Here is a 23,858-nt window from a genome sequence, read left to right as displayed (position 1 = left end):
ACTTATGAAAAAGCAATTTTTATTATTATTTCTATTTGTCACGATATCCAATTATGGACAGATGGCCGTTACTGACGTAACAGCAAACGAAACATTAGCCACGCAATTGACCACTTCTACAAATCAATTGGCACAACTGGAAAAAAGCTATCAAGTACTTAAGGAAGCCGAAGAAAAGTATCAAAAAATTAATTCCATTGTAACAAGTGTCTATAAAATTGGTGAAATTATAGAATTGCAAAGAGAAGCCATTGAGAACATCAATATAGTACGAAACAATAAGAAAAGTGCCGATAACCCTAATCTGCTCGAAAATATGAACCATATTTTGCTTAGTATCAACCAAAGGGTAAATACCATTTCCAATGTTTTAAAAGAAGGTTTTTTTAATATGAGCGATAAAGAGCGTATTGATATGTTTAAGAGCGAGCGCAGCGCCATATTTTTTCAAGTTTCAAAGACCAGGGGATATGCTAACACTTATAGGATAAGAAACTAATGAATTATGATTTTATAGATAGTGTCCGTTTGTCTTTAGAGGGTAGTAATATTTTTATGTATACCATTAAAGGCGCAAAAATGTGCGCTATACTTTTGCTTTTTTTTTCAGTTTTAGAACGTTGGGGTAAAAATGCCATCAACAGCAATACTGATTATTTCAATGATGTATTTACAATTATTGGCTATGTTTTTTTGATCATCAGTTCGGATTTTTTGTTCAATACCGTAGAGGGTACGTTTTCATCCATAAATAGTGCGATGTCAACAACACAAAGCTCTCTTTATACGGACTTATTACAGATGTTGACGGATGATTACGATACGATTGTTAAAGATGCCGAGGATGGCTGGGATATGTTGACGGCTATTTTGGGAAATCTAATTTATTTTATAGGATTTTTAATTGTATTGGTAGTAATGGGTATTTGTAAAATTGCGGAAATGGCAATGATTTCTGGTTATCTACTGACAAGGGTCTTCTTTTTGGAAATCATGAAATTTTTATTTCCCATTGCCGTTGCATTGTCTACCATAAAGCAAACTAACGGACTTATAGCGAAGTGGCTCAGACTTTATATAGGTTTAGCTATACTTGGAATCGTTTATATCGGGATCATCAAATTTTGTGACCTTACACAAATGCATTTACAAAATTCATTTAAAATGGCTGGCGATCTAGATTTTTTTAATAGTTTCTTAAGTGTTAATTCGAGCATTTGGGGGGCACTCATAACTATTATAATAGTATTTACATTAAAGGTTGCCCTCTTTAACAAAGCGACCTCATATATCATTAGTTTTTTTAGTTAAGTTTTATGAAAATAGAAGAAAATATTTATACCATGTTCAAGAAAAACAACTTAATTGTATGGCTTTTAATTGGCCTTACAACAGTTGTTGTCATTAGTAGTTTTGCTTTTTGCTTTTATGTCTACAAACATTCCCAACAAAATTTATTTGCTATTACCGAAAATGGCATTTTGGTCCCACTTGAAAAATTGGACGATAAAAAAGATAAGCTTAAACAAGTAAAATCCAATGTCGATTATATGGTTTCCCTTTATTATGATATCGATGGTTTTACCATGAAAGAAAAGAAGGAAAAATTATTTTGGCTATTGGGAAAACAACCAACGGAAGTCGTTAAGGACAGAGACAAAAAAGGATATTTCAACACTTTTTTATCTATCAATGGTCTTACACAGCACGCTTTGATCGATCAAAGCAGTTGGAAAGTCTACAGTGTTGATGATCCCTATAAGGTTTCTTTCAATGTTGTGATTGTTCGCATTAATGACGATTCTAAAACGTATTATACATCAGAGGTCATTGCCACCTTAAAGGAGGTAAATCGTAACTATCCCTTTAATCCTTACGGATTATTGATAACAAATCTATCAGAGAATTTAACACAATTGGATGAAGCTGGTTTTAAGGAAACGATGAGAAATAATTTAATTGAAAACAATCAAAATGATTAGCAATAAAGATTCAAATTTAGCACATGAGGTTCAGAAAAAAAAGAAGCTCATGGAAGTTAAACAAACCAAAGAAAAAAAGAGGATGATGATTGCTTATATCGTCATTGGTTCTATTGCTCTTTTATTGGTTTTAATCGCAGTTTTTAATTTTTCTAAATCAGATGAAAAACAAAGTGCTGATTTTGAAACACCATCAACTTCCGACAGGGAAAAATACGATAGTAAAATTGAAGCGTTAGAGGCAAAAAGCAAAAAAATAAAAAATGAAAATCTACTCGATATTTTTTCTACTGAAGAAAAAGATACCATTAAAAAAAATGTTTCTACAGAAGAAGAAGAAGCATTAAGAAAAAATTTAGACGCTTTAGGATCTCCTGAAGCATCATCTAATAATCAAAAGGCGGCTTCTAAAAACACTAATAATGATGTTTATGGCGATTACTCCATGTGGGAAAAAGAGGGTGAAAAAACGTCTAAAAATACATCTAAAACGTATTCTAATAAAGAGACCTACAATAAAGAATTAAGTTACGAAGAACGATTGGCTAAAGCTAGGGCCTCTAAGATTCATTCTGAAAATGATGTAGTTGAAGTATCTACGATAGAAACAAGAGTTGCCATTTTTAGAGATCAATTTAAATTGCCTGGTGAACTTGTAGAACTTGTTTTAACAAAAGAGTTTAGATATAATGGAACGATTTTTAAAAAGGGAACACTTTTATATGCTGATATGAATATAAATAAATCAAGGGTTCTTTTTAATATAACAAACATAGCACACCAACCATTAAATTTAGAGGTTAGGGATATACGTGATGGCAGAATAGGCATGTATTCATCGCGAGCAGGGGAGCTTTGGGATAAATACGAATCCGAAGCTATGAACGAATCCACAGATAAAGTAACAGATGGCATTACCGGAACAACAGGAGGAAAAATTTTATCGGGTTCCATTAATGCGATCTCTAAATTTTTTCAAAATAAACGCCTAAAGAATGATGATAAAATTTTGTTACTAAATGATCAAGAACTAATAATGCATATACTCGAAAAATGAAAAAACTAATACCCCTAATCGTTTTAATTTTATTTCCTTTTATACTTTTATCACAGAATAAAATTCAAATTTCAGAAGATTATACAACCATTTTAGTATTTCCCTCGGAAATTGAAGAATCTATCCTTGGTAATGAACAAGAATATTTAGTAAAACCATCGAACAATAGTAGTTCGATTGGTAAAAGAACCCTTAGACTGGGTTATATTAAATTAGACCAAGTTGAAAAGAATACTAATTTAACCGTCTTTACCAAAGATGGTTATTCCTATGAGTTTTCACTTTTCTACACTAAAAAACCGACTGTTTTAAATCACTACATGCAAGTTGATAATAGTGCACAAAATTTAATAAAATCAAATAATCCATCATCTAAAGACATCGATTTTATTACGGCAGAAAATCCATCTTCTTATTATTCCGAAGGTGTTCAAACTATTGAAGCTAAGAGCATATCTTCTAAGGATCCTGCTAATCCTAATCAGTTATATGACTCAAATAAAATGGGATATATAAAACAAAATTGCGCTAAAGTAAATGATTTACCTAAGCTAATATTTAGAACGTTTGAACAATCCAGTAATATTAAATTAACACTTAAACAAATCAGTTATGATCGGGACGAACTTTATTTCCATTTTAGTCTTGAAAATAAAGGGGGTCAAATTTTTGATGTAGATTTTATTAATTCCAAATTAGCCAGAGGCTATAAAGGCGTTAGTACAGATCAAAGCATCCCTTTAACTCCTTTGTTTATTTTCAATAAGCCTGAACGAGTTCCGGGCAATAGCGAACATAATTTCATCATTGTTTTTGAAAAATTCACAATTAACGATAAAAAAGAATTGCAAATTGACTTAGCTGAAAAAGAAGGCGAAAGAGATTTGTTATTACAGATCAATAATAAATTAATCAATAATCCAGTAAAACTTTAAGTATGAATAAAACATTTTGCATTGTTATAATGCTTGCCGTCCAGAGCGTTGTTTTTTCCCAGGTTTCCTTTGGAATTTCGGGAGGTTATGCCACCAATGGTTTTGGTGCACACGCCAGTTACAATTATGATTTGAATGATAGTGGTTACTTTCAAATAAATCTTTTAGCCACAGATAATAAAGATAAAAAAGAGACTTTAGATGTGCCTTATAGAACCATAGGGCTTAACGCTGCTTATTTCTATAACCTTTTTAAATCTTATAATAATAGGTTTGTTACCTCAATCGGAGCTGGAGCTTCGGGAGGTTATGAGATTATTAATAATGGAAATAATATTTTAGAAAATGGCTCTGTAATTGTTGGAAATAGTTCCATTGTTTACGGAGGCGTTATAGGTTCTGAAATAAAATATTACCTATCAGATACCGTCGCATTGTTAGGAGTTCACAATACCAACCTATATGTCAATAGTGATTTGGGTGTGGCTTCTTTTTATATGGGGCTTGGTATTAAATTTTACATTAAATAAAAAAAATAATCATGAAAAAAATATTATATTTTATTATAGTCATTATGTCGTTACATAGTTGCGACAAAGAAGTAACTGTTTCTAATTCATTTCCTTTTGAAGTTTCTGCTGATTTTGATAGCGAAACCTTTATAAACATTCCAATTGAGGCTACTTTTGATTTAACACCACAACAAGTTGTTTCCAGTAATGTTTATAGTGCCTCGTATCGTGTTTTAGAAGGAAAAGCAAGCCTATTGCTTCCAAATGGCGATTTACTTATTGAACGTGAACTTTATACCATGAATGGATTACGGTTCAAGCCCACTATAACACCTAAAAGTGTTGGCACTATTACTATTGAATTTACCTTTGTTGATTTAGAGGGAGAAACAACTATAAAAATCATTGATTTTTATAGTAATGAAACTTCTTTTTTGTTTACGGCTACACGTAGTTTGGCTACTTTGCCTATTGGTGAACGTTTACAGGTTAGTTATGATATTACGGAGCAAGGAACAACAAGCGTGGATCAATATACATTAGTTTTTAGTAATTCTAAAAATGGTATTATGACTGTTAATAGTGTTGATTATAAAGCAGGGGATAAAATTATAGTACCTTCTTTAAATTTTATAGCTTTTTATACCCCAAATGCTACAGGCGAACATATTATTACAAGCAATATTACCGCAAAAAGTAGTAATGTTACAATCTCTAAAAACATATCTGTTAATGTTGAAGCTTCCGATTTTGAATTTACTGTGTCATCTAATAGCGAAGTAACAGTTGGTGAATCTATCGATCTAAGTTTTAATGTTAATGAGTTGGTTGGTAACTCAAATTTTAAAATTAAATATTCGATTACGGGACCATCAAATCAGTTTACAAATAATAATGGGGTTATTTTATCTGCCAATACAGATTATGATATAGATAATACTTTTATTTGGAAATTAAAAGGAATTATTGATGGTTCCATGGATGTTACCTTTACTATTACAAATCAATATGGGGTTTCAAAATCCAAAACATTAAGTATAATAGTCAAACCTATTGATTTTAATTTTGATGTTAGCCCAATAGGAACGGCTTTTAATTTAGGAGAAAGTATTCCTTTTTCTTTTACAATGGATGCTCCAAGTTCTCTTACTTATGAAATATCATTTAATTCTAATACTGATGGAACATTAGAAGTTAACTCTAAAATTATAAATGAAAATACATTTACTTCTGTTTTTAGTACATCATTTGATGTAGGTTATAATCCAATAATATCAGGAACATCTATTATTTATTTTACTATTAGAGCGAGTAATGGGGTTTCAAAAACAAAGCAAATTTCTATAATTATAAATCAAGATCCCTTAGTAACAGATATTGAAGTTCAAAGAGGAAGTTCCTGTGGTTCTTCGGGCTTTTATCCGATGATGAAAGTTTCTTGGACTAAAGCTTCTAATGTTTTTATAACTAATATATATATTAAAGCTGTTACAGCTAATATTGAAGAATTTAGTTTTAATTTGACTACTAATGATAATAATTCTGGTTTTTTTAATTTTAAGTGTTTTCATAATGTTTTTAAAGGTCAAACATATCCTGTTGAAGTTTACATAACTGATAATAGAGGAGTAAGGAGTAAATTATTTATAAAAAATCTAACATTTTAAAAAAAAAGTATATGAAAAATATAGTTTATAGTATTGTTTTTTTAATTACCCTATCTTGTTGTGATGATGATAATATATCCTCATCTAATAATGGTTTTTTAACATTGGAAACTAATAAAAACTTTTTATTAGATGAAAAGTGGTTTTTAGATTCTATGACTTCTAAATCTCCCATTGATATAAATAATGATGGAGTAACAAGTACTGATTTAATGATACAAGTTCCAGAATGTGATTTAGACTCATATTATGTTTTTGAAGCTAATCAATCCAATGTAGTTGTATTGTTTGAGGGTACAAATGTGTGTTCTGATAATTTTGCTAAATATGGTTCTTCTGTATGGAGTTTTTCTGTCTTGACCGATCAAAATAAAATTATGTTTGAGACATTAGGTGATAATTTATTAGGAGGTTTAAAAAATCCCTCTAGTGTAAATCAAATAAATAGTTTTGATAATGTGAATTTTTTAATAAGCAATGATTCAAGCTATAAACTAATCAAGTCAGAAATTCAGATAATCAATAAAGACAATAACGTTATTATTGTTGAGTATGTTTTAAGAGCGGACATAAATAATAGACCTTAAAAAAACTTTCTATATATAACCAAAAAAGACCCTAGCTAGGGTCTTTTTTGGTTATATATATTATTGCTCCTTTGGGAATTATTTCCGTTAATAATTGAGGATTCGCAAACCTTATAAATCTGTCGTTTAGGTCATACCTTGCCGCTAAATCTTTAATCGTGGTTGGGTTCTCTATTTTGATCTGTGCTAGATCGGTAAACACATATTTAAACTTTTTGTTATTATCATAATAAATGTTTTGATAGGTTACCAGGTATTTAATCACTAAAAATTTTGGTACATATGCTCTTGTTTCCATTGGTAAATATGGATAGATGTCTACGTAATCCCTTGAACCTGCTTTTTTTATTTTCTTATTAATATTACCCATGCCATAATTATATGACGACAACACCAACTTCCAATCGTTGTAACTTTTATATAGCCCCTCCAGATAACGACACGCACTATCGGTATTGGCAACAGGGCAATAATATAGATTGATTAAATTATTGCTCCCCAATCCCATTTCATCGCCCGTACTGGGCATAAATTGCCATAGTCCGCTTGCTCCTACTGAGCTAGTCGCTTTTGGGTTTAGTCCACTCTCTAAAATCGGCAAATATTTTAAGTCATTCGGTAAATCATATTTTGCCAATTTTTCTTCAAACAACGGAAAATAATAATCGCTGATCTTTATTGCTTTCTCCAACCATTCTATTTTAACCAATTCTATTAAAATTCTTTTGAACTCCGGAGAATATGAAAAAGGGATCATGCCATCTGAATTATCATTCATTAGTTCTACCTTTTTCCGTATAAAGTCATCGTTAAAAACATCACTATTTTGCGCTTGAATTATATTACAGCATAGTATAAATATTAATGCTATATACTTCATTTTCCGATGTTTTTTTGTAATTTTGGTGGAGCGCTAATTTACTAAATATTTCCTTTATAATGTTTAAATATATCTTTGGAGAAATTTTTAATATCTTCACTCACTTTAAAGCCCCTATTAAAGATTTGTTTAAAATATTATTTCAAAACGTATGGCAAAAAAAGACGGCGGACTCCTCAAAAATTCAAGAAAAAAACTAAAAATAAAAACAAAAGAATTGGATTCTTTTTTAAACGCGAAAACAACATCAACAAAATATTACCTTGAAGAATCCTTTTCGGAGAATAAAATTTTTAAATATCTTCTTTTGCTTAAACTAAAGGGCGAAAGTTTGGATCGTCTTTTTGAAGATTACATCAAGGAAAACAACATTAAACACGGTAAAAATGAATAATTTAAAAATAATCATAATAGCCCTGGCTTTTCTTTTTGTACTGGTGACTACTTTTTTGGAATTGCCCCCTTTGTTGCACAATATCCTTTATGGCGTAATGGGTGTGTTTGCGGTATTCTTTCTTATCGTAAAACGTAAAGACCTTAAAATAGAAGGTGTTTTTTCTAAAGAGCAAGATGCCAAGAATTGATTTTTTTTATTCTATGGTAAGCTTCAAAAAACACTAGTTAATTTATGGCCTAATCATTTATAGGCTTAATTCCCCTTGCCTTTTTTAATTTCCTGAATATAAACATTATAAGCCCATTGGATTCTTTGTTGAAAAGTAATACATTGCATACATAAACGATATAACATCAATTAAAGTCGAAAAGTTGCTGTTATACAACCGTTACCTGAAAGCTGAAAAAATGAATGTAATTAAGATTAAATGAAAAACGGAAAACCTATATCACTAAGACCAGTAATTTTAGGAGAAGCCGTTTCATTCCTAGAAAATGAGGGAATGGAATGCTTAATTACGCAAAACGGCATAGTATCTTTAGTAAATCAACTTGTAAACTATAGAGAAGAAGGAAAAGACCTATTTCCGAAAGTATACATAGTTGATGATATTGACTTGGTACTTCAATCTTTACCTATGTCTCAGCACTGCTTCATAGGTCAAGGCGAAAAAACTAAAGAAACAATGTTGAGGGCTTTAAAAAAATGTGCGCCTCTTACAGAAGCCGATTGGTCTATCTACATTCAGAGAAATGGAGATAACTTTAGTTATGGTGTTTTCAGAGCTGGAACTTCATTATTATCAGTATCAATAGAAGATTTTTTAATAATTAATGGAACTGAAGAACTTAAAGTAATTCTATTACATCAAATTTCAGATAAGTTAATAGAAATTAAAGGTGTTCAAAATGAGCCTTTAATGATAAGTTTTGGAGGCAGAGAAGAAACAAATAAATCACCAATCGAAAATCAATTTGAGTTTATTAAAACGATTGTTAAAAATGTAGACTCTAGCATAAAAGAACAAACCTCAAATTTTTATAAAAAGGTTTTCAATGAAATTTTAAAAGTTGGACACGGAACTTTAGCTTGTACAATAAATGGTAGTAAAAAAACAATTCCAAAAAGACTAGAAGATGGAATAATATTAAAACAGAGAATAAATATTCCAGAGATAATAAAAGAGTTGTTAGAAAAGGATGATTTGCAAGCAAACTCTAAACTAAATGGTTTTTTCACTATAATTATTGGGATGATGGAAAGTGATGGCATAACTGTTTTCACGGACAAAGGAGAAGTTGCAGCTTATAATGTATTTGTTAAGCATCCAGACTCTATAGCCAAAACCAATACTTCAGGTGGCGCAAGAAGTAGAACTTTTTTAACTCTGTGTAAATTAATCGGCAAAGGACTAGAATCAGCATACATCCAATCACAAGATGGAAAAATAGAAACAAAAGACAATGAGTAGTACAGAACTAGTAGTTTGGCAAAACAATGCCTTACCAGCGATACCAAAGAAAGTCTCAAAAATAGAAGACTTGGTTACTTATGGAGTTCAGCTTCAAGTAAAAGATAAAAAGCAAATTGTCTCTGCTTTTAATAATGAAGCTTATGAAATGGTATCCACATATACTTGGACAAAGGCAATAACATCTCTCAAAAACCAATTGAGTAAAATGGGTGTCTCTTTTATTGCTGAGATGTTAGATAGACCAGACATTAATGAGCACACGGATATCCAACAAGCAATTTCTGAGTTTGAAGCAATTCGTCTTGCTGAAGAATTTGGTGTTATTAGTGGGACGGCAGCATTCAGGTTAAAAAAAGCAATGGAAACCGTTACCCATTTTAATCAGCCAGAACTTGACGAAGATGAAGAAAATGAAATGACTCAAGATGAGGCTAGAACAATTGTCAGAACTTGTATTCAGGGCATTTTAGGATATAATAAGATTGAAGCTGCTATTGACTTTAAAAACTTTCGAGTTGAACTAGAAGAACGCACCCTTAATGAGGAGAATCCCTACATTTTAAAATTAGTTCAAAGTCCATATTTTTTTCATAGAACTGTCATTCGCATATTACTGTCATTAGTCAAAACTTCAAATGGTGCTCAACTTGAAAATTCACTTGCTAATTCAAATCTTATAATGCCAATGCTGTGGGGTAATTTGCAGCATCCTGAGAGATGGCAAATAGGTAGAACCTATTCGGAACTATTTACAGATGGTCAGACAATAGCTGCAAGCGGATTAAAGAAGGTTTTATTAAAAGTCAAAGGATTTGATTTTGTGCCAGAAGACTTGCGTTCGTCCTCATTCATAAAAGTCGCTAATGAAATACTAGCGGCTCACGAAGGAATGAATAACTTTTATAACGAACCAAAACCAGTAAGTACATTGTACAATATGGGAAGTGTAATCCCGACACCTGCATTTCCAATTTGTATAACAGCCATATTATCTGTTAAACTTGGGAACAGTTATGGCGTTTCGAATGCAGCACAAGGTATTGTAAATGAAATGCTAAAAAACATATCATCAGATAGGTGGATTTACTTTTTCAAGGAATGTTTACAGTACAATGATAGATTACTCTATAAACTAATGGACTATCGCCCATTAGACAGATGGTTGAGTTTATTCCCTGAATCTTTAATTGACAAGGCACTTCTAGAAGTGCAAGAAAAAGATTTGATAAACTTACTTAACTATACGAAAAAAAATGACAGAGATAGATTGATGAGACTAGCGGGACAGATGTACAGAAAAATTGGATATTCAAATAAATAAAAGCAAGCAGGTAACAAAAACAAACTGAATGAAAGAAAAACTAAGACTTGACTATGCTGCTTTTTTAAGGTCTTTTAAAAGAAATATTGATGTCCCTCATTCGATTTTGATAGGAGCTGGTGCTTCTATTACTTCTGGTATTCAATCTGCTTACGATTGTATTTGGGAGTGGAAAAAAGACATTTATCTTTCTAAAAATGTTAATGCCTCTAACTATTATAAAAACTATAAAGATGATTCAGTTAGAATAAGTATTCAGAAGTGGTTAGACAGTCAAGGAGAATATCCAGAATTAGATTCAAATGAAGAATATTCCTTTTTTGCGGAAAGAGCATACCCAATTAGTGATGACAGAAGAAAATACTTTCAAAGCTTAATAGAAAACAAACAACCTTACATTGGATACAAGCTACTATGTCTTTTAGCTGAACACAATATTATAAAATCAGTTTGGACAACTAATTTTGATGGTTTGATTGTTCGTTCAGCTCATCAAAATGGTCTCACACCTATTGAAATTAATCTAGATAATGTAGACAGAATCTATAGGAATCAAAGTAACAAGGAACTTCTTACAATTGCTCTTCACGGAGATTATAAATTTAGTTCGTTAAAAAATACAACGGACGAACTAGATACTCAAAATGAAGTATTTGTTGAAACATTGTCTAATTATCATATTGACAAAAATCTGATAATTATTGGTTACAGCGGAAGAGATAAATCTTTAATGGATGCTTTAAAGAATGCGTTTACACGTAAAGGAGCTGGGAGATTATATTGGTGTGGTTATGGGAATCACATAACGGACGAAGTAGAAGATTTACTAACATCAGTACGTAAGGCAGGAAGAGAGGCTCATTTTATAGCAACAGACGGTTTTGATAAAACTGTAATACATTTAACAAAATCAGCATTTGAAGATAATGCTGAACGCTCTCAAGCAATTCAAGATGCATTGGAAAGCTCAAAGAATGAAGAATATCTAAAAACGGACTTTTCTTTAAACTTCTCAAAAACGAGCAAATACATCAAGAGCAATTTACATCCTGTCGTTTTCCCTAAAGAAGTTTTTCAGTTCGAAATTGATTATAAAGAATCAAAACCTTGGAGTTTTTTAAAAGAAATATGTAAAACCAATAACATTTGTGCTGTTCCTTTCAAAAGAAAAGTATTTGCAATTGGTACTTTAACAGATATTTCAAATGCTTTCAAAGGTGTTTTAAAAAGCGATATAAAAAGAGAACCTATTAGTAAATACGATGTTGAAAATGTAACAGCTTTCAAATCATTAATGCTTCAAGCTATTTTGAAACATTTTGCAATAGATGAAAGAATATTGACAAATTATAAAAATAAAATTTGGCTCACTTCTAACCAAAGCGAATATCAAAAAATCAAAATTCATAAAGCCTTATTTCTTTCTTTTTACTTTGACAAAAACAAACATTTTGGATATCTGACATTTACACCAACTTTACATTTAACATCAGACCAAGAAATATCAAAAACACAAAAATTAACAATAAGTAAATACAACTTAGAAAAGTTATATAACCACAATTACGATGAAATATTAGAAAGCTGGAACAAAATATTATTCAATAGACCTAAAATTAAATTCGAATATCCAGAGGGTTCTGGTAGCAGTTTCGAATTTCAAATATCTTCCAATACAGCTTTCGGAGAAATAGATGTTTTAGACCCTAAGTTTAGAGGTTATAGTCCTAGAGAATATGATAAACGACAGACACAATTTAAAGGAGTTCAATTTTTAGAACCACAACTTGTATTTAGAAACACTTCAAGTGATATGGATTTCAAAGATTATCATCCAATGAGAGGTTTAGTCAACAATCGTCCATTTGATGTTAATTTAAATGGAATTGTATTATCAAATGAAATCAATTTATCTGTCATTTGTGGAGAAAAATATTCAAGAAAATTCTATGATTTTCTATCCAAACTACAAAATAAACATTCAACTGATAATATAAATCCTGATTACTTAATTGATTATCCTGGATTTTCATCCATTTATAATTTACCTATCAATATACCATATTTTGAGAGTGATGATAAATGGTTGAATATTGACTTCAAAGGAGAAAACGAACTAGAAACACACGAAAACGCTATCAATCTTGCGAGATTAATTACTTCTAAGATTGAACAAATTGCAAATACTCAAAGTCAAAGTACAATAATAATTTTTATCCCTAGTGAGTGGCAAAATTTTGAAAGCTTTGTTAACAAAGAAGAAAGTTTCGACTTGCACGATTACATAAAAGCATTTTCTGCTTCAAAAGGAATAGCTACACAACTTATAAGAGAGGAAACACTAGATGACAAATTAACTTGTCAGATTTATTGGTGGCTATCGTTATCCTTTTACGTGAAATCACTTAGAACACCTTGGATTTTAAATAACCAAGAAAAAAGCACTGCCTATGCTGGAATTGGGTATAGTATATCAAAAATCAAAGAAAAGACAGAAATTGTAATTGGCTGTAGTCACATTTATGATTCTAATGGTCAAGGCTTAAAGTATAAATTATCCAAGATTGATAATTATGTTCTCGACAAGCAAAACAATCCTTATTTATCATTCAAAGATGCTTTCCAATTTGGTGTTTCTATCAGAGAATTATTTTATGAGTCGTTAAATAGATTACCAGAAAGAGTTGTTATTCATAAAAGGACAAGGTTTACAGAGGATGAAATAAATGGAATAAAGGCTAGTCTGAATAAGGCTGGAATTAAAAAAATTGACCTAGTTGAAATTAGTTTTGAACCTGATGCTCGTTTTGTAGCGATGAGCGTTTACAATAAAGAGCTACAAGTAGAAAAATTTCCCATTTCAAGAGGTACTTGTATTGTTACAAAAAAACATACTGCCCTTTTATGGACTCACGGAATTGTACCTTCTGTTCGTCAACCAAATTATAAGTTTTATTTAGGTGGTCGAAGCATACCTGCACCAATTAAAATAACAAAGCATTATGGAGAATCGAATATTGATTTGATTTCGACAGAAATTTTAGGATTAACAAAAATGAACTGGAATTCATTGGATTTGTATTCAAAACTTCCATCAACAATTGATTCTTCAAACAAGATTGCAAGAATTGGAAAACTATTATCAAGATTTGAGGGAAGAACTTATGATTATAGACTATTCATTTGAAAAAGGCCAGCAGGTAACAAAGATGTATATAAAAAACAGGCGAAATAGTAGCAAATTCAAGGATTGTGGCTCGTGTCAAACTTTGTGTTTAACCGAAAGTTTCGTGCTTCGTAACCGCCTACTTTTCATATACTAACCGTTAGCACCAATATGACCAAACCGCCTGAAAATATGAACGAAATTGACATTAGAGAAATTTACGAAAAAGATGTTCTTGCAATTTGGAAAAAATTTGAGAATCACAAGGTTTTTTCTAATCCCGATTTTGAATATAGAAAACATCCACTTCTTCCTGAAATAGTTCATAAAGAAAGTTTAATGTTTATTGGAATGAATCCTTCTTTTAGAAAAAGTTCTGTAATACCTGAAAACGAAAAAAATATTGGTTTTTATCAAATACCAAAAGAGGAAAACTCTAAAGACATTCCATACTTTGAAAAAATGAAAGAGGTTGCAGAATATTGCAATGCAAAATGGACTCATCTTGATTTATTTTTCATCAGAGAAACAAAACAAGAATTGATTGAGAATTTAAGTTATACAAATTTGGAATTTTTAAATCTACAATTAGAAATATCATTTGAAATAATAGAACGAGCGAAACCAAAACTAATAATTGTTTCTAACGCTTTGGCTTCCGAGTTTTTTGGAAAAATGAAAACAAAACATAACAGTTTTAAGAAAATTTGGAAAGGTTTTGACTTGTTTTTTGAAGACAATGATGTTTTAGGAAAAAAATCGACATTTAACTCTGAAATTGGAACTTATGAAATTGAACTGAATAACGAAAAGGTTCCAATAATTTTTAGCGGAATGTTGTCTGGACAAAGAGCTCTTGACATTGGTTCTTTAGAAAGACTAAAATGGCAATCAAAAATGATATTAGAAAGCAGAGCTAAAAAATAAATACTGGTGCCAAGCCGTATATAAAAAATTGCTATTTTTAGCTTAACCAATGTCAGTTGCTTTCCTTGCTAGCTTCTGATTTTCCTTCGGAAAATCCTCGCACGCAAACATGCTACTATTATTATAAACGTTGTGTGTAAAAAACGAAAATCAAAAAAATAAATGGCATTATTCAAAATAGAAAAATCTTTAGAATACATTAAAGAAAAACCTTTCCGACTTGAAAAAGAAATTCAAGAATTGACCGAAAGTAATTTAAAGACAATTCTCGGACTTGACTTTGTGAAATCTGAATTTGCCCTAAATAACTTCCGAATTGACACTCTTGCGTTTGACAAGGAAGCGAATGCTTTTGTAATAATCGAATATAAGAGAGATAAGAACTTTAGTGTAATTGATCAGGGTTATGCCTATTTATCACTAATGCTAAATAATAAAGCAGACTTTATTTTAGAATTTAATGAAAACCTTGATAAAACCCTCAAACGGAATGACGTAGATTGGTCCCAATCAAGAGTTTTATTTGTTTCACCAGCTTTTACTAATTATCAACGTGAGGCAATAAATTTTAAGGACTTACCAATTGAACTTTGGGAAGTAAAGAGATTTGAAAACAATACTGTTTCTTACGAACAAATACAAAAAGCAGGAGCACAAGAAAGTATAAAAACTATTTCCAAAACCGACCAAACAATTGACAATGTTGCGAAAGAAATTAAAGTCTATTCGGAAGAGGAACATTTGGAAAACGCAAACGAAGAAATCAAGGAATTGTACGAGAAAATGAAGAACGCAATTCTGAATTTCGATAATATAGAAGTCAAACCAAAGAAAAAATATATTGCTTTTGTTTCTGGCAGAAATGTAGTTGATATTCATCCACAAAGAAAAGCATTGAAAATTTGGATTAATATGACAATTGGAGAACTTGACGACCCGAAAGGAATTACAAGAGACGTTTCTTCAACTGGACACTGGGGAAATGGAGATTATGAATTACAAATAAACTCGGACGAGGATTTAGAATATATTTTGAGTCTGATTAAACAGTCGATTAAGAAAAATAAAAAATAACGAAAAGGTTCCAATAATTTTTAGCGGAATGTTGTCTGGACAAAGAGCTCTTGACATTGGCTCACTCAAAATTGAATGAATAAAAAAGATAAACTACTTACTTTGATTCCTGCATTATGGACAAGTCTTTTTGATTCCATAATTACAATTGTTAATCAACCAAAGGAATATTGGGATGGTGATTTAGACGTAGCAAACGAAGCGAATTCTATCGGATATTTCATTATGAAACAACACGTTTCTGGAATATTTATACTTTGTGGAATTTGGCTCATTTTAATTGGAATAATAGGTTATTATTTACCTAAAAAATATTCTCGAGTTTTTTTACTTTTTGTTTTAATGGCGCACACTTTTGGTGCTGGAAACTGGTTGATTATGAATTATGGGTTTTGGACTGCAATTATTTTTGTTTTATTTAATACAATACTATTTTATAAAATTCAAGATTTGATTAATAGAAAAAGTGTGAAAATCGGAATTTAAAAAATCTGACTGACCAAATCGCCTGAAAATACAAAGTATTCGAATTTACCTTTATGAATTGTAACTGTTTTTGTTTTACAGGCACCTATGGCTCCTAAATCTTTTAAGTTTTCACAAACAAATTGTGTTCCTGTTATATTTTCAATATAGCATAAAATAGGGGTAAAAGTAAATACAGTAAACCTTATTATTAAGTCAGATTAATATTATATTTTTAACAACTATAGTAAAATTGCTAAAAAGACTATTTCAAAAAAGTTAAAAGTTTAATTAAGTTCCATTCCTTGGAATACATATCATAAAATCAAATAATGAGTAACAACAACCAAAGAGCCGAATTACATAGTCAAATATGGAAAATAGCCAACGATGTACGTGGGTCTGTAGATGGCTGGGATTTCAAACATTTCGTATTAGGCACATTGTTCTATCGCTTTATAAGTGAAAATTTCACTAATTATATTGAAGTTGGTGATGAAAGCATTAATTACGCAAATCTTCCAGACGATGTAATCACATCTGATATAAAAGTAGATGCTATTAAAACAAAAGGCTACTTTATTTATCCAAGTCAGCTTTTTGTAAACGTTTCTAAAAAAGCGAATACCAACCCCAATTTAAATACAGATTTGGCAGCCATATTCTCAGCCATAGAAAGTTCAGCAAATGGCTACCCATCCGAAGAAGATATAAAAGGCTTGTTTGCCGATTTTGATACCACCAGTAACCGTTTGGGCAATACCGTTGAAAATAAAAACAGCCGTTTAGCTGCTGTACTTAAAGGTGTAGAAGGTTTAAAACTAGATAATTTTGAGGACAATGAAATAGACTTATTTGGCGATGCTTACGAGTTTCTTATTTCTAATTATGCCGCCAATGCAGGCAAGTCCGGTGGTGAGTTCTTTACGCCGCAAAGTGTGTCTAAGCTTATTGCGCAATTGGCAATGCACAAACAAGAAAAGGTAAACAAAATTTATGATCCTGCTGCAGGTTCTGGTTCCTTATTGTTACAAGCCAAAAAACATTTCGACAATCATATTATAGAAGAAGGCTTCTTTGGGCAAGAAATAAACCATACCACCTATAACTTGGCGCGTATGAATATGTTTTTGCACAACGTAAATTACGATAAGTTTCATATCGTGTTGGGCAACACCCTTATAAACCCAGAATTAGGAGACGATAAACCGTTTGATGCCATTGTATCTAATCCACCGTATTCCATAAATTGGATTGGTGATGATGACCCTACCCTTATTAACGACGACCGTTTTGCGCCTGCTGGTGTGCTTGCCCCAAAATCGAAAGCAGATTTTGCCTTTGTATTGCATGCATTAAGTTATTTATCTAGTAAAGGAAGAGCAGCTTTGGTTTGTTTCCCAGGTATTTTTTACCGTGGTGGTGCAGAACAAAAAATAAGAAAGTATTTAGTAGATAATAACTTTGTAGAAAGCGTCATTTCTTTAGCACCCAATTTGTTTTTTGGAACTTCTATTGCCGTAAATATTTTGGTGCTTTCTAAAAGTAAAACCGATAGCAAAACACAGTTTATAGATGTAAGTGGGGAAAATTTCTTTAAAAAAGAAACCAATAACAATGTGCTTACCGAAACACATATTGAGCAAATTATGCAAATGTTCGATAGTAAGGAAGATGTAAAATACGTTGCTAAATCTATAGATAACACCAAAATTGAAGAGAACGATTATAACCTATCTGTGAGCTCTTATGTGGAAGCTGAAGATACGCGGAAAAAAATTGATATTGCCGTGTTGAATAAGGAAGTTAAAATTACAGTAGAAAAGATAAATACACTTCGTGCTGATATTGATGCCATTGTAAAAGAAATTGAAGCATGAGTTATTTAAATGAATTATTAGAAGGTGTTAAAGTGGAATGGAAACCTTTAGGGAAAGCTCTTGTTCGCACGAAAGGAACAAAAATTACCGCAGGTCAAATGAAAGAGTTACACAAAGGTGATGATGCACCCTTGAAAATCTTTGCAGGAGGTAAAACCATTGCTTTTGTTAATTTTGAGGATGTTCCTGAAAAGGATATAAACAGAGAAACTTCTATTATAGTAAAATCTCGAGGTGTTATTGAATTTGAATATTATGACAAACCATTTTCACATAAAAATGAAATGTGGTCATACCATTCAAAAAACGAAAATATCGATATAAAATTTGTTTATTATTTTCTGAAGATACATGAACTTTATTTTCAAAATATAGGAAGTAGAATGCAAATGCCTCAGATTTCAACGCCTGTAACAGATAAATTTCAAATCCCCATCCCACCACTAAAAATACAAAAAGAAATAGTCCGTATTTTAGATACCTTTACAGAACTTACTACAGAACTTACTACAGAACTTACTACAGAACTTACTACACGTAAACAGCAATATACCTATTACCGTGAACAATTGTTGAGTTTTGATGAAAATGAAGTACAACATGTAGCTATGGGTGATGAAAGTGTTGGGAAATTTATTAGAGGTAAGCGTTTTGTGAAAACCGATTTATTAGCAGAAGGTGTGCCAACGATTCATTATGGTGAAATGTATACCCATTATGGTACTTGGGCAGACAAAACCAAATCTTTTGTTAGTAAGGAATTAGTAGAAAATAAAAAATTAAGACTTGCTAAAAAAGGAGATGTTGTAATTGTTGCCGCAGGTGAAACAATAGAGGATATAGGGCAAGGAACAGCTTGGTTAGGTGATGAAGGAGTTGCTGTCCATGATGCTTGTTTTTATTATAAAAGTACTTTTAATCCTAAATATGTAGCTTATTTTACTAGAACGAGACAATTTCATGACCAAATCAAGAGACATATTTCTTCTGGTAAAATTTCAGCGATTAATGCTAAAGGGTTAGGTAAAGCTATAATTCCAATACCATCTAAAGCAGAACAAGAACGCATAGTAGCGATATTAGATAAATTCGATACCCTCACCACTTCCATAAGTGAAGGTTTACCAAAAGAAATAGAGCTAAGAAAAAAACAATACGAATACTACAGAGAAATGTTGTTAACGTTTCCAAAAAACTAATGCCTCATGTCCACTTACAAAACCATAGCAGAATCTAACAATTTTATTGTTTTAGAGCACTTCAAAAAGTTTTCAGCACTAAACGAAACGCCTACAAATTATCAAACAGAGTCCGATTTAGAAAAGGAACTCTTAAAAGATTTACAAAATCAGGGCTATGAGTGCCTTCCGCAGTTAACCAATCAAAAATCCATGTTGGCCAATGTGCGTGTGCAATTGCAAACACTTAACAACATGCAATTTACAGATAGTGAGTGGCAACGGTTTCTATTGGAATATTTAGATAAACCCAGCGACAACCTGCTAGATAAAACAAGAAAAATACACGATAACTACATTTACGATTTTGTGTTTGATGATGGGCACATTCAAAACATCTATTTGGTTGATAAAAAGAATGTGGCACGCAATAAAGTACAAGTCATTTCGCAGTTTGCACAAAAAGGCACACAAGCTAATAAGTACGATGTTAGTATTTTAGTTAACGGCTTACCTTTAGTACAAGTAGAATTAAAAAAACGTGGTGTTGCTATTCGCGAAGCTTTTAATCAAGTACATCGCTACACCAAAGAGAGTTTTAATACCGAAAATTCATTATTTAAATATCTACAACTTTTTGTAATTTCTAACGGTACAGACAGTCGCTATTTTGCAAATACCGTAGAGCGAAGTAAAAACAGTTTCGACTTTACCATGAACTGGGCAAAGGCAGATAATTCGCTTATTAAAGATCTAAAGGATTTTACAGCCACCTTTTTTCAAAAACACACCTTACTTAATGTCTTGCTAAACTATTCGGTTTTTGATGTCAGTGATACGCTGCTTGTTATGCGGCCATACCAAATAGCAGCAACAGAACGCATGCTATGGAAAATAGCGAGCTCTTTTCAAGCAAAAACATGGAGTAGTACAGAAAGTGGTGGGTATGTTTGGCATACTACAGGATCGGGAAAAACATTAACGAGTTTTAAAGCGGCAAGGTTAGCCACACAATTAGATTTTATAGATAAAGTGTTTTTTGTGGTGGACCGTAAAGATTTAGACTATCAGACCATGAAGGAGTATCAGCGTTTTTCGCCCGATAGCGTGAATGGTTCAGACAGTACAGCAGCTTTAAAACGAAATTTAGATAAAGACGATAATAAAATTATTGTAACCACCATTCAGAAGCTAAATAACTTGATGAAAACAGAGAGTAATCTCCCTATTTTCAATAAGCAAGTGGTTTTTATTTTTGATGAAGCTCACCGTTCGCAATTTGGTGAAGCTCAAAAAAACCTTAGTAAGAAATTTAAAAAATATTACCAGTTTGGTTTTACAGGTACGCCTATATTTCCAGAAAATGCTTTAGGTGCCGAAACAACAGCCAGTGTGTTTGGTCGCGAATTACATTCTTACGTCATTACCGATGCTATTCGGGATGAAAAAGTACTGAAGTTTAAAGTCGATTATAACGATGTACGTCCGCATTTTAAAGGTTTTGAAACAGAAGTTGATGAAAAGAAATTAAGTGCAGCAGAAAACAAAACAGCCTTATTGCATCCAACACGGATTAAAGAAATATCGCAATATATTTTAAAGCACTATAGAAATAAAACGCACAGAACCAAAGGGCAGAATAGCGGTTTTAATGCCATGTTTGCGGTAAGTAGTGTAGATGCTGCAAAATGTTATTACGAAGAACTAAAGAAGCTTCAAAAGGATGCTGAAAAGCCATTAAAGATAGCAACCATATTTTCATTTGCAGCCAATGAAGAACAAAACGCCATTGGTGAAATAACAGAAGAAACGTTTGAGCCAACCGCCATGGATGTGAGTGCGAAAGAGTTTTTAACAGAAGCTATTAATGACTATAACGCCCTATTTAAAACAAGTTATGGGGTAGATAGTAAAGAATTTCAAAATTATTACAGAGACCTTGCTAAGAAAGTTAAAAACAAAGACGTGGATTTGCTTATTGTGGTAGGGATGTTTTTAACAGGTTTTGATGCGCCTACATTAAACACCATGTTTGTAGATAAAAATTTGCGTTATCATGGTTTAATGCAAGCTTTTTCACGTACTAACCGTATTTATGATGCGACTAAAACCTTTGGTAATATTATAACTTTTAGAAATTTAGAACAAGCCACCATTGAGGCTATTACCCTTTTTGGCGATAGTCGTACTAGAGATGTGGTTTTAGAAAAAAGCTATAAAGAATACTTGGAAGGGTTTACAGATATAGCAACAGGGAAAGCACGTAGAGGCTATGTAGAAGTCGTTAAAGAGTTGCATGAAAAGTTTCCTAATCCTGATGAAATAGTTACAGAAAAGGATAAAAAAGAATTTTCTAAACTCTTTGGGGAATTTTTGCGAGTAGAAAATATATTGCAGAATTATGATGAGTTTACCAATCTAAAAGCATTTCAAGCTATTGATGTAAATGATCCGGATGCTGTTGAAGCGTTTAAGGAAGCCCACTTTATTTCAGATGAAGATATGGCCGTAATGAAAAGTATAGAGCTGCCTACAGAACGAGCCGTTCAAGATTATCGCTCTACGTATAATGATATTAGAGATTGGTTACGTCGTGAGAAAGAAGGGGACGAAGCAGAAACATCGGATATTGATTGGGATGATGTGGTTTTTGAAATAGATTTATTAAAATCGCAAGAGATTAACTTAGATTATATTCTAGAATTAATTTTTGAAAATAATACAAAATCTAAAAGCAAGGAAGAATTAATAGAAGAAATAAGACGCGTAATTCGTGCTAGTGTAGGTAATAGAGCAAAAGAAAGTTTAGTTGTTGATTTTATAAACGATACCAATTTAGATGCTATTAAAGAAAAAGCAAATATCATAGATGCTTTCTTTGGCTATGCACAAGAAAAACAAAAAGCCGAAGCGTCCGTTTTAATTGCAGATGAAAACCTTGATGAGGAAGCTGCGAAACGTTATATTATTTCATCATTAAAACGTGAATATGCTAGTGAAAACGGTACAGAGCTAAATTCTATTTTACCTAAAATGAGTCCGTTAAACCCACAATACTTAACAAAAAAACAAAGTGTTTTTCAAAAGATAGCTTCTTTTGTAGAGAAGTTTAAAGGTGTTGGTGGTCAATTGTGATGTTTTAATAAATTTAAAATTAGTAAACAATTTATTTTTCATATATCGGTCACTTGGATCGCTTAGGTTTTATTGATGCATATCTTTCAACAATAAATAAAGAGTAATCCATGTTGGCAGATTTCCCCAAATATGAAGAAGAACCACTTTGACCGATTTTTTGTAATAGGCCATCCAAAGTTTTCCAGCAGATTCAAAATATTCCACTTTGGAAACCCTAAGACCGTTCCGCTACATTTCATTGCGCTGGTCCTGTCTTAGAATCTCCTGCAACTCCATATTTTGAAACAGCTTCCAAACCGCTAGGCAACAGAAACAAAATTTTTATTTTGGGCCCAAAAACATGGCACCAAAATAAAAATTTCATTACCGTTGCTTTCTCCCACGCCCCCACCCTGCTATGGTTATTTCAGCTTCCTTTAAAGTCTAGATTTAATGTAAGGAACGCTGCGCTGACTATAATAAATATGAGCACTAAGTTCAGTGCGTTCGATTTACCTTAAAATTTTGTGCCTATAAAATGGCATTAACCCACTTCGTAAACTCAGGGGACCCATCCAATTTTACACTTCAAAATGTTAGAGAAAATCTCTTCTAGCACTGACTGGTTGCACTAATATTAATTAATAAAATTTAACATTATGTGTAACAAAACAGATTTTTACGAAAAATTTAAAACAGAATTTGCTCAAAGACCTTTTGATCAAAATGAAACATTACTGTGGCTCAACAGAAATAAAATCATTACCATGAGCTGGGGCTTCAACAGCCCAACATCCTTAGATGAACATGGGTTAATGTTTAAGGTTAATGGGCACCATCATAAAGGGTGGGTACTTGTAACATTAGCTGGAAACGATACTTATACACTTCGCTTTTTATCTGCCCAATTTAAAGAAACTAAAGCAAAAATCACAGAAGTTTATTGTGATGTACTGCAAGAAACAGTTGATAATGCGATAGAAAGAATAGAATCATATTCTGTGTAATTTTTAAGGTTTTCAAGTTCCTACCAAAAACTTGATTTTAAACAGCCTCTTTATAAAACTACATAATGTTGACCTTGTCGGAAAAAATGCGAGAACATGTTCATTAGGCAAATGTTATAAAAGTTCCAATTTCCTTTTTTCGTAGCAAATGGAATTTAAAAAATCCAAACGGTGAAAAACCTTTTTGGATTGGTTTTAAATTTTGACCCATTGCATGAAAAAAACAAATCAA

21 protein-coding genes are annotated in these 23,858 nt (G+C 31.8%); 20 read left to right on the top strand and 1 reads right to left on the bottom strand.

The features are described 5' to 3' along the window. Positions 1-4 precede the first annotated feature (4 nt). The 8 genes from EV196_RS19210 to EV196_RS19175 are packed head-to-tail and all read left to right on the top strand — an operon-like array spanning position 5 to position 6,740. A complete protein-coding gene (locus tag EV196_RS19210) occupies positions 5-499 on the top strand; it encodes a hypothetical protein (RefSeq protein ID WP_132219409.1) in 495 nt (164 codons plus the stop codon). Beyond that, positions 499-1,311 carry a hypothetical protein gene (locus EV196_RS19205; RefSeq protein WP_132219408.1) on the top strand — a complete coding sequence of 271 codons (813 nt, stop codon included), beginning with the start codon at positions 499-501 and terminating at the stop codon, positions 1,309-1,311. Before EV196_RS19210 ends, EV196_RS19205 begins: the two co-directional genes overlap by 1 nt. Before the next feature lie 5 nt (positions 1,312-1,316). Further along, a complete protein-coding gene (locus EV196_RS19200) occupies positions 1,317-1,982 on the top strand; it encodes a hypothetical protein (RefSeq protein ID WP_132219407.1) in 666 nt (221 codons plus the stop codon). Continuing rightward, positions 1,975-3,039, top strand: a complete 1,065-nt coding sequence (gene traM / locus EV196_RS19195) for a conjugative transposon protein TraM (RefSeq protein ID WP_132219406.1) — start codon at positions 1,975-1,977, stop codon at positions 3,037-3,039. The genes EV196_RS19200 and traM overlap by 8 nt, the downstream gene beginning before the upstream one ends. Beyond that, complete coding sequence (locus tag EV196_RS19190) at positions 3,036-3,974, top strand: DUF4138 domain-containing protein (protein ID WP_132219405.1); 939 nt, start codon at positions 3,036-3,038, stop codon at positions 3,972-3,974. The genes traM and EV196_RS19190 overlap by 4 nt, the downstream gene beginning before the upstream one ends. 2 nt (positions 3,975-3,976) lie before the next feature. After that, positions 3,977-4,504 (top strand): conjugal transfer protein TraO, encoded by a 528-nt coding sequence (locus EV196_RS19185; RefSeq protein ID WP_132219404.1) that lies wholly within the window; start codon positions 3,977-3,979, stop codon positions 4,502-4,504. A gap of 11 nt (positions 4,505-4,515) precedes the next feature. After that, a complete protein-coding gene (locus EV196_RS19180) occupies positions 4,516-6,153 on the top strand; it encodes a TraQ conjugal transfer family protein (protein WP_132219403.1) in 1,638 nt (545 codons plus the stop codon). Positions 6,154-6,164: 11 nt separating this feature from the next. After that, positions 6,165-6,740, top strand: a complete 576-nt coding sequence (locus EV196_RS19175; RefSeq protein ID WP_132219402.1) for a hypothetical protein — start codon at positions 6,165-6,167, stop codon at positions 6,738-6,740. A gap of 31 nt (positions 6,741-6,771) precedes the next feature. Here the strand turns inward: EV196_RS19175 and EV196_RS19170 are convergent, their stop codons facing one another. Further along, entirely contained in the window at positions 6,772-7,620 is an 849-nt protein-coding gene (locus tag EV196_RS19170) for a lytic transglycosylase domain-containing protein (RefSeq protein WP_132219401.1), read from the bottom strand. A 151-nt stretch (positions 7,621-7,771) separates the two neighbouring features. Between EV196_RS19170 and EV196_RS19165 the strand changes: the two genes are divergently transcribed. The 12 genes from EV196_RS19165 to EV196_RS19110 all read left to right on the top strand — a co-directional run bounded on the left by EV196_RS19165 (position 7,772) and on the right by EV196_RS19110 (position 23,626). Continuing rightward, a complete protein-coding gene (locus EV196_RS19165) occupies positions 7,772-8,014 on the top strand; it encodes a hypothetical protein (protein WP_132219400.1) in 243 nt (80 codons plus the stop codon). Next, positions 8,007-8,204 carry a hypothetical protein gene (locus EV196_RS19160; protein WP_132219399.1) on the top strand — a complete coding sequence of 66 codons (198 nt, stop codon included), beginning with the start codon at positions 8,007-8,009 and terminating at the stop codon, positions 8,202-8,204. The genes EV196_RS19165 and EV196_RS19160 overlap by 8 nt, the downstream gene beginning before the upstream one ends. Positions 8,205-8,444: 240 nt before the next feature. Beyond that, complete coding sequence (locus EV196_RS19155) at positions 8,445-9,488, top strand: hypothetical protein (RefSeq protein ID WP_132219398.1); 1,044 nt, start codon at positions 8,445-8,447, stop codon at positions 9,486-9,488. Then, complete coding sequence (locus EV196_RS19150; protein WP_132219397.1) at positions 9,481-10,812, top strand: hypothetical protein; 1,332 nt, start codon at positions 9,481-9,483, stop codon at positions 10,810-10,812. The genes EV196_RS19155 and EV196_RS19150 overlap by 8 nt, the downstream gene beginning before the upstream one ends. A gap of 28 nt (positions 10,813-10,840) precedes the next feature. Continuing rightward, complete coding sequence (locus EV196_RS19145; protein WP_132219396.1) at positions 10,841-13,999, top strand: SIR2 family protein; 3,159 nt, start codon at positions 10,841-10,843, stop codon at positions 13,997-13,999. Between the two features lie 171 nt (positions 14,000-14,170). Then, positions 14,171-14,905, top strand: coding sequence for a hypothetical protein (locus EV196_RS19140; protein ID WP_132219395.1), 735 nt, complete (start codon positions 14,171-14,173; stop codon positions 14,903-14,905). A 162-nt stretch (positions 14,906-15,067) separates the two neighbouring features. Then, a complete protein-coding gene (locus EV196_RS19135; RefSeq protein WP_132219394.1) occupies positions 15,068-15,979 on the top strand; it encodes a DUF5655 domain-containing protein in 912 nt (303 codons plus the stop codon). 75 nt (positions 15,980-16,054) lie between these two features. After that, entirely contained in the window at positions 16,055-16,465 is a 411-nt protein-coding gene (locus EV196_RS19130) for a hypothetical protein (protein ID WP_132219393.1), read from the top strand. Positions 16,466-16,776: 311 nt separating this feature from the next. Further along, entirely contained in the window at positions 16,777-18,324 is a 1,548-nt protein-coding gene (locus EV196_RS19125; RefSeq protein ID WP_132219392.1) for a type I restriction-modification system subunit M, read from the top strand. Beyond that, the gene (locus EV196_RS19120) at positions 18,321-19,523 is read left to right on the top strand and encodes a restriction endonuclease subunit S (RefSeq protein ID WP_132219391.1); all 1,203 of its coding nucleotides are present in this window, start codon (positions 18,321-18,323) and stop codon (positions 19,521-19,523) included. Before EV196_RS19125 ends, EV196_RS19120 begins: the two co-directional genes overlap by 4 nt. A 6-nt stretch (positions 19,524-19,529) precedes the next feature. Next, positions 19,530-22,637 (top strand): type I restriction endonuclease subunit R, encoded by a 3,108-nt coding sequence (locus tag EV196_RS19115; protein ID WP_132219390.1) that lies wholly within the window; start codon positions 19,530-19,532, stop codon positions 22,635-22,637. Positions 22,638-23,278: 641 nt separating this feature from the next. Then, positions 23,279-23,626, top strand: a complete 348-nt coding sequence (locus EV196_RS19110; RefSeq protein ID WP_132219389.1) for a hypothetical protein — start codon at positions 23,279-23,281, stop codon at positions 23,624-23,626. Positions 23,627-23,858 lie beyond the last annotated feature (232 nt).

This window comes from Mariniflexile fucanivorans (assembly GCF_004341235.1).
GTDB classification, from domain to species: Bacteria; Bacteroidota; Bacteroidia; order Flavobacteriales; family Flavobacteriaceae; genus Mariniflexile; species Mariniflexile fucanivorans.
This window is presented reverse-complemented; position numbering and strand designations above follow the sequence as displayed.

Coding starts and splice junctions, on each gene's coding strand:
- EV196_RS19125 (WP_132219392.1), top strand. CDS start 16,777: ATGAGTAACAACAACCAAAGAGCCGAATTACATAGTCAAATATGGAAA.
- EV196_RS19115 (WP_132219390.1), top strand. CDS start 19,530: ATGTCCACTTACAAAACCATAGCAGAATCTAACAATTTTATTGTTTTA.
- EV196_RS19175 (WP_132219402.1), top strand. CDS start 6,165: ATGAAAAATATAGTTTATAGTATTGTTTTTTTAATTACCCTATCTTGT.
- EV196_RS19160 (WP_132219399.1), top strand. CDS start 8,007: ATGAATAATTTAAAAATAATCATAATAGCCCTGGCTTTTCTTTTTGTA.
- EV196_RS19205 (WP_132219408.1), top strand. CDS start 499: ATGAATTATGATTTTATAGATAGTGTCCGTTTGTCTTTAGAGGGTAGT.
- EV196_RS19170 (WP_132219401.1), bottom strand. CDS start 7,620: ATGAAGTATATAGCATTAATATTTATACTATGCTGTAATATAATTCAA.
- EV196_RS19120 (WP_132219391.1), top strand. CDS start 18,321: ATGAGTTATTTAAATGAATTATTAGAAGGTGTTAAAGTGGAATGGAAA.
- EV196_RS19145 (WP_132219396.1), top strand. CDS start 10,841: ATGAAAGAAAAACTAAGACTTGACTATGCTGCTTTTTTAAGGTCTTTT.
- EV196_RS19190 (WP_132219405.1), top strand. CDS start 3,036: ATGAAAAAACTAATACCCCTAATCGTTTTAATTTTATTTCCTTTTATA.
- EV196_RS19210 (WP_132219409.1), top strand. CDS start 5: ATGAAAAAGCAATTTTTATTATTATTTCTATTTGTCACGATATCCAAT.
- EV196_RS19135 (WP_132219394.1), top strand. CDS start 15,068: ATGGCATTATTCAAAATAGAAAAATCTTTAGAATACATTAAAGAAAAA.
- EV196_RS19155 (WP_132219398.1), top strand. CDS start 8,445: ATGAAAAACGGAAAACCTATATCACTAAGACCAGTAATTTTAGGAGAA.
- EV196_RS19150 (WP_132219397.1), top strand. CDS start 9,481: ATGAGTAGTACAGAACTAGTAGTTTGGCAAAACAATGCCTTACCAGCG.
- EV196_RS19165 (WP_132219400.1), top strand. CDS start 7,772: ATGGCAAAAAAAGACGGCGGACTCCTCAAAAATTCAAGAAAAAAACTA.
- EV196_RS19140 (WP_132219395.1), top strand. CDS start 14,171: ATGAACGAAATTGACATTAGAGAAATTTACGAAAAAGATGTTCTTGCA.
- EV196_RS19200 (WP_132219407.1), top strand. CDS start 1,317: ATGAAAATAGAAGAAAATATTTATACCATGTTCAAGAAAAACAACTTA.
- traM (WP_132219406.1), top strand. CDS start 1,975: ATGATTAGCAATAAAGATTCAAATTTAGCACATGAGGTTCAGAAAAAA.
- EV196_RS19185 (WP_132219404.1), top strand. CDS start 3,977: ATGAATAAAACATTTTGCATTGTTATAATGCTTGCCGTCCAGAGCGTT.
- EV196_RS19130 (WP_132219393.1), top strand. CDS start 16,055: ATGAATAAAAAAGATAAACTACTTACTTTGATTCCTGCATTATGGACA.
- EV196_RS19110 (WP_132219389.1), top strand. CDS start 23,279: ATGTGTAACAAAACAGATTTTTACGAAAAATTTAAAACAGAATTTGCT.
- EV196_RS19180 (WP_132219403.1), top strand. CDS start 4,516: ATGAAAAAAATATTATATTTTATTATAGTCATTATGTCGTTACATAGT.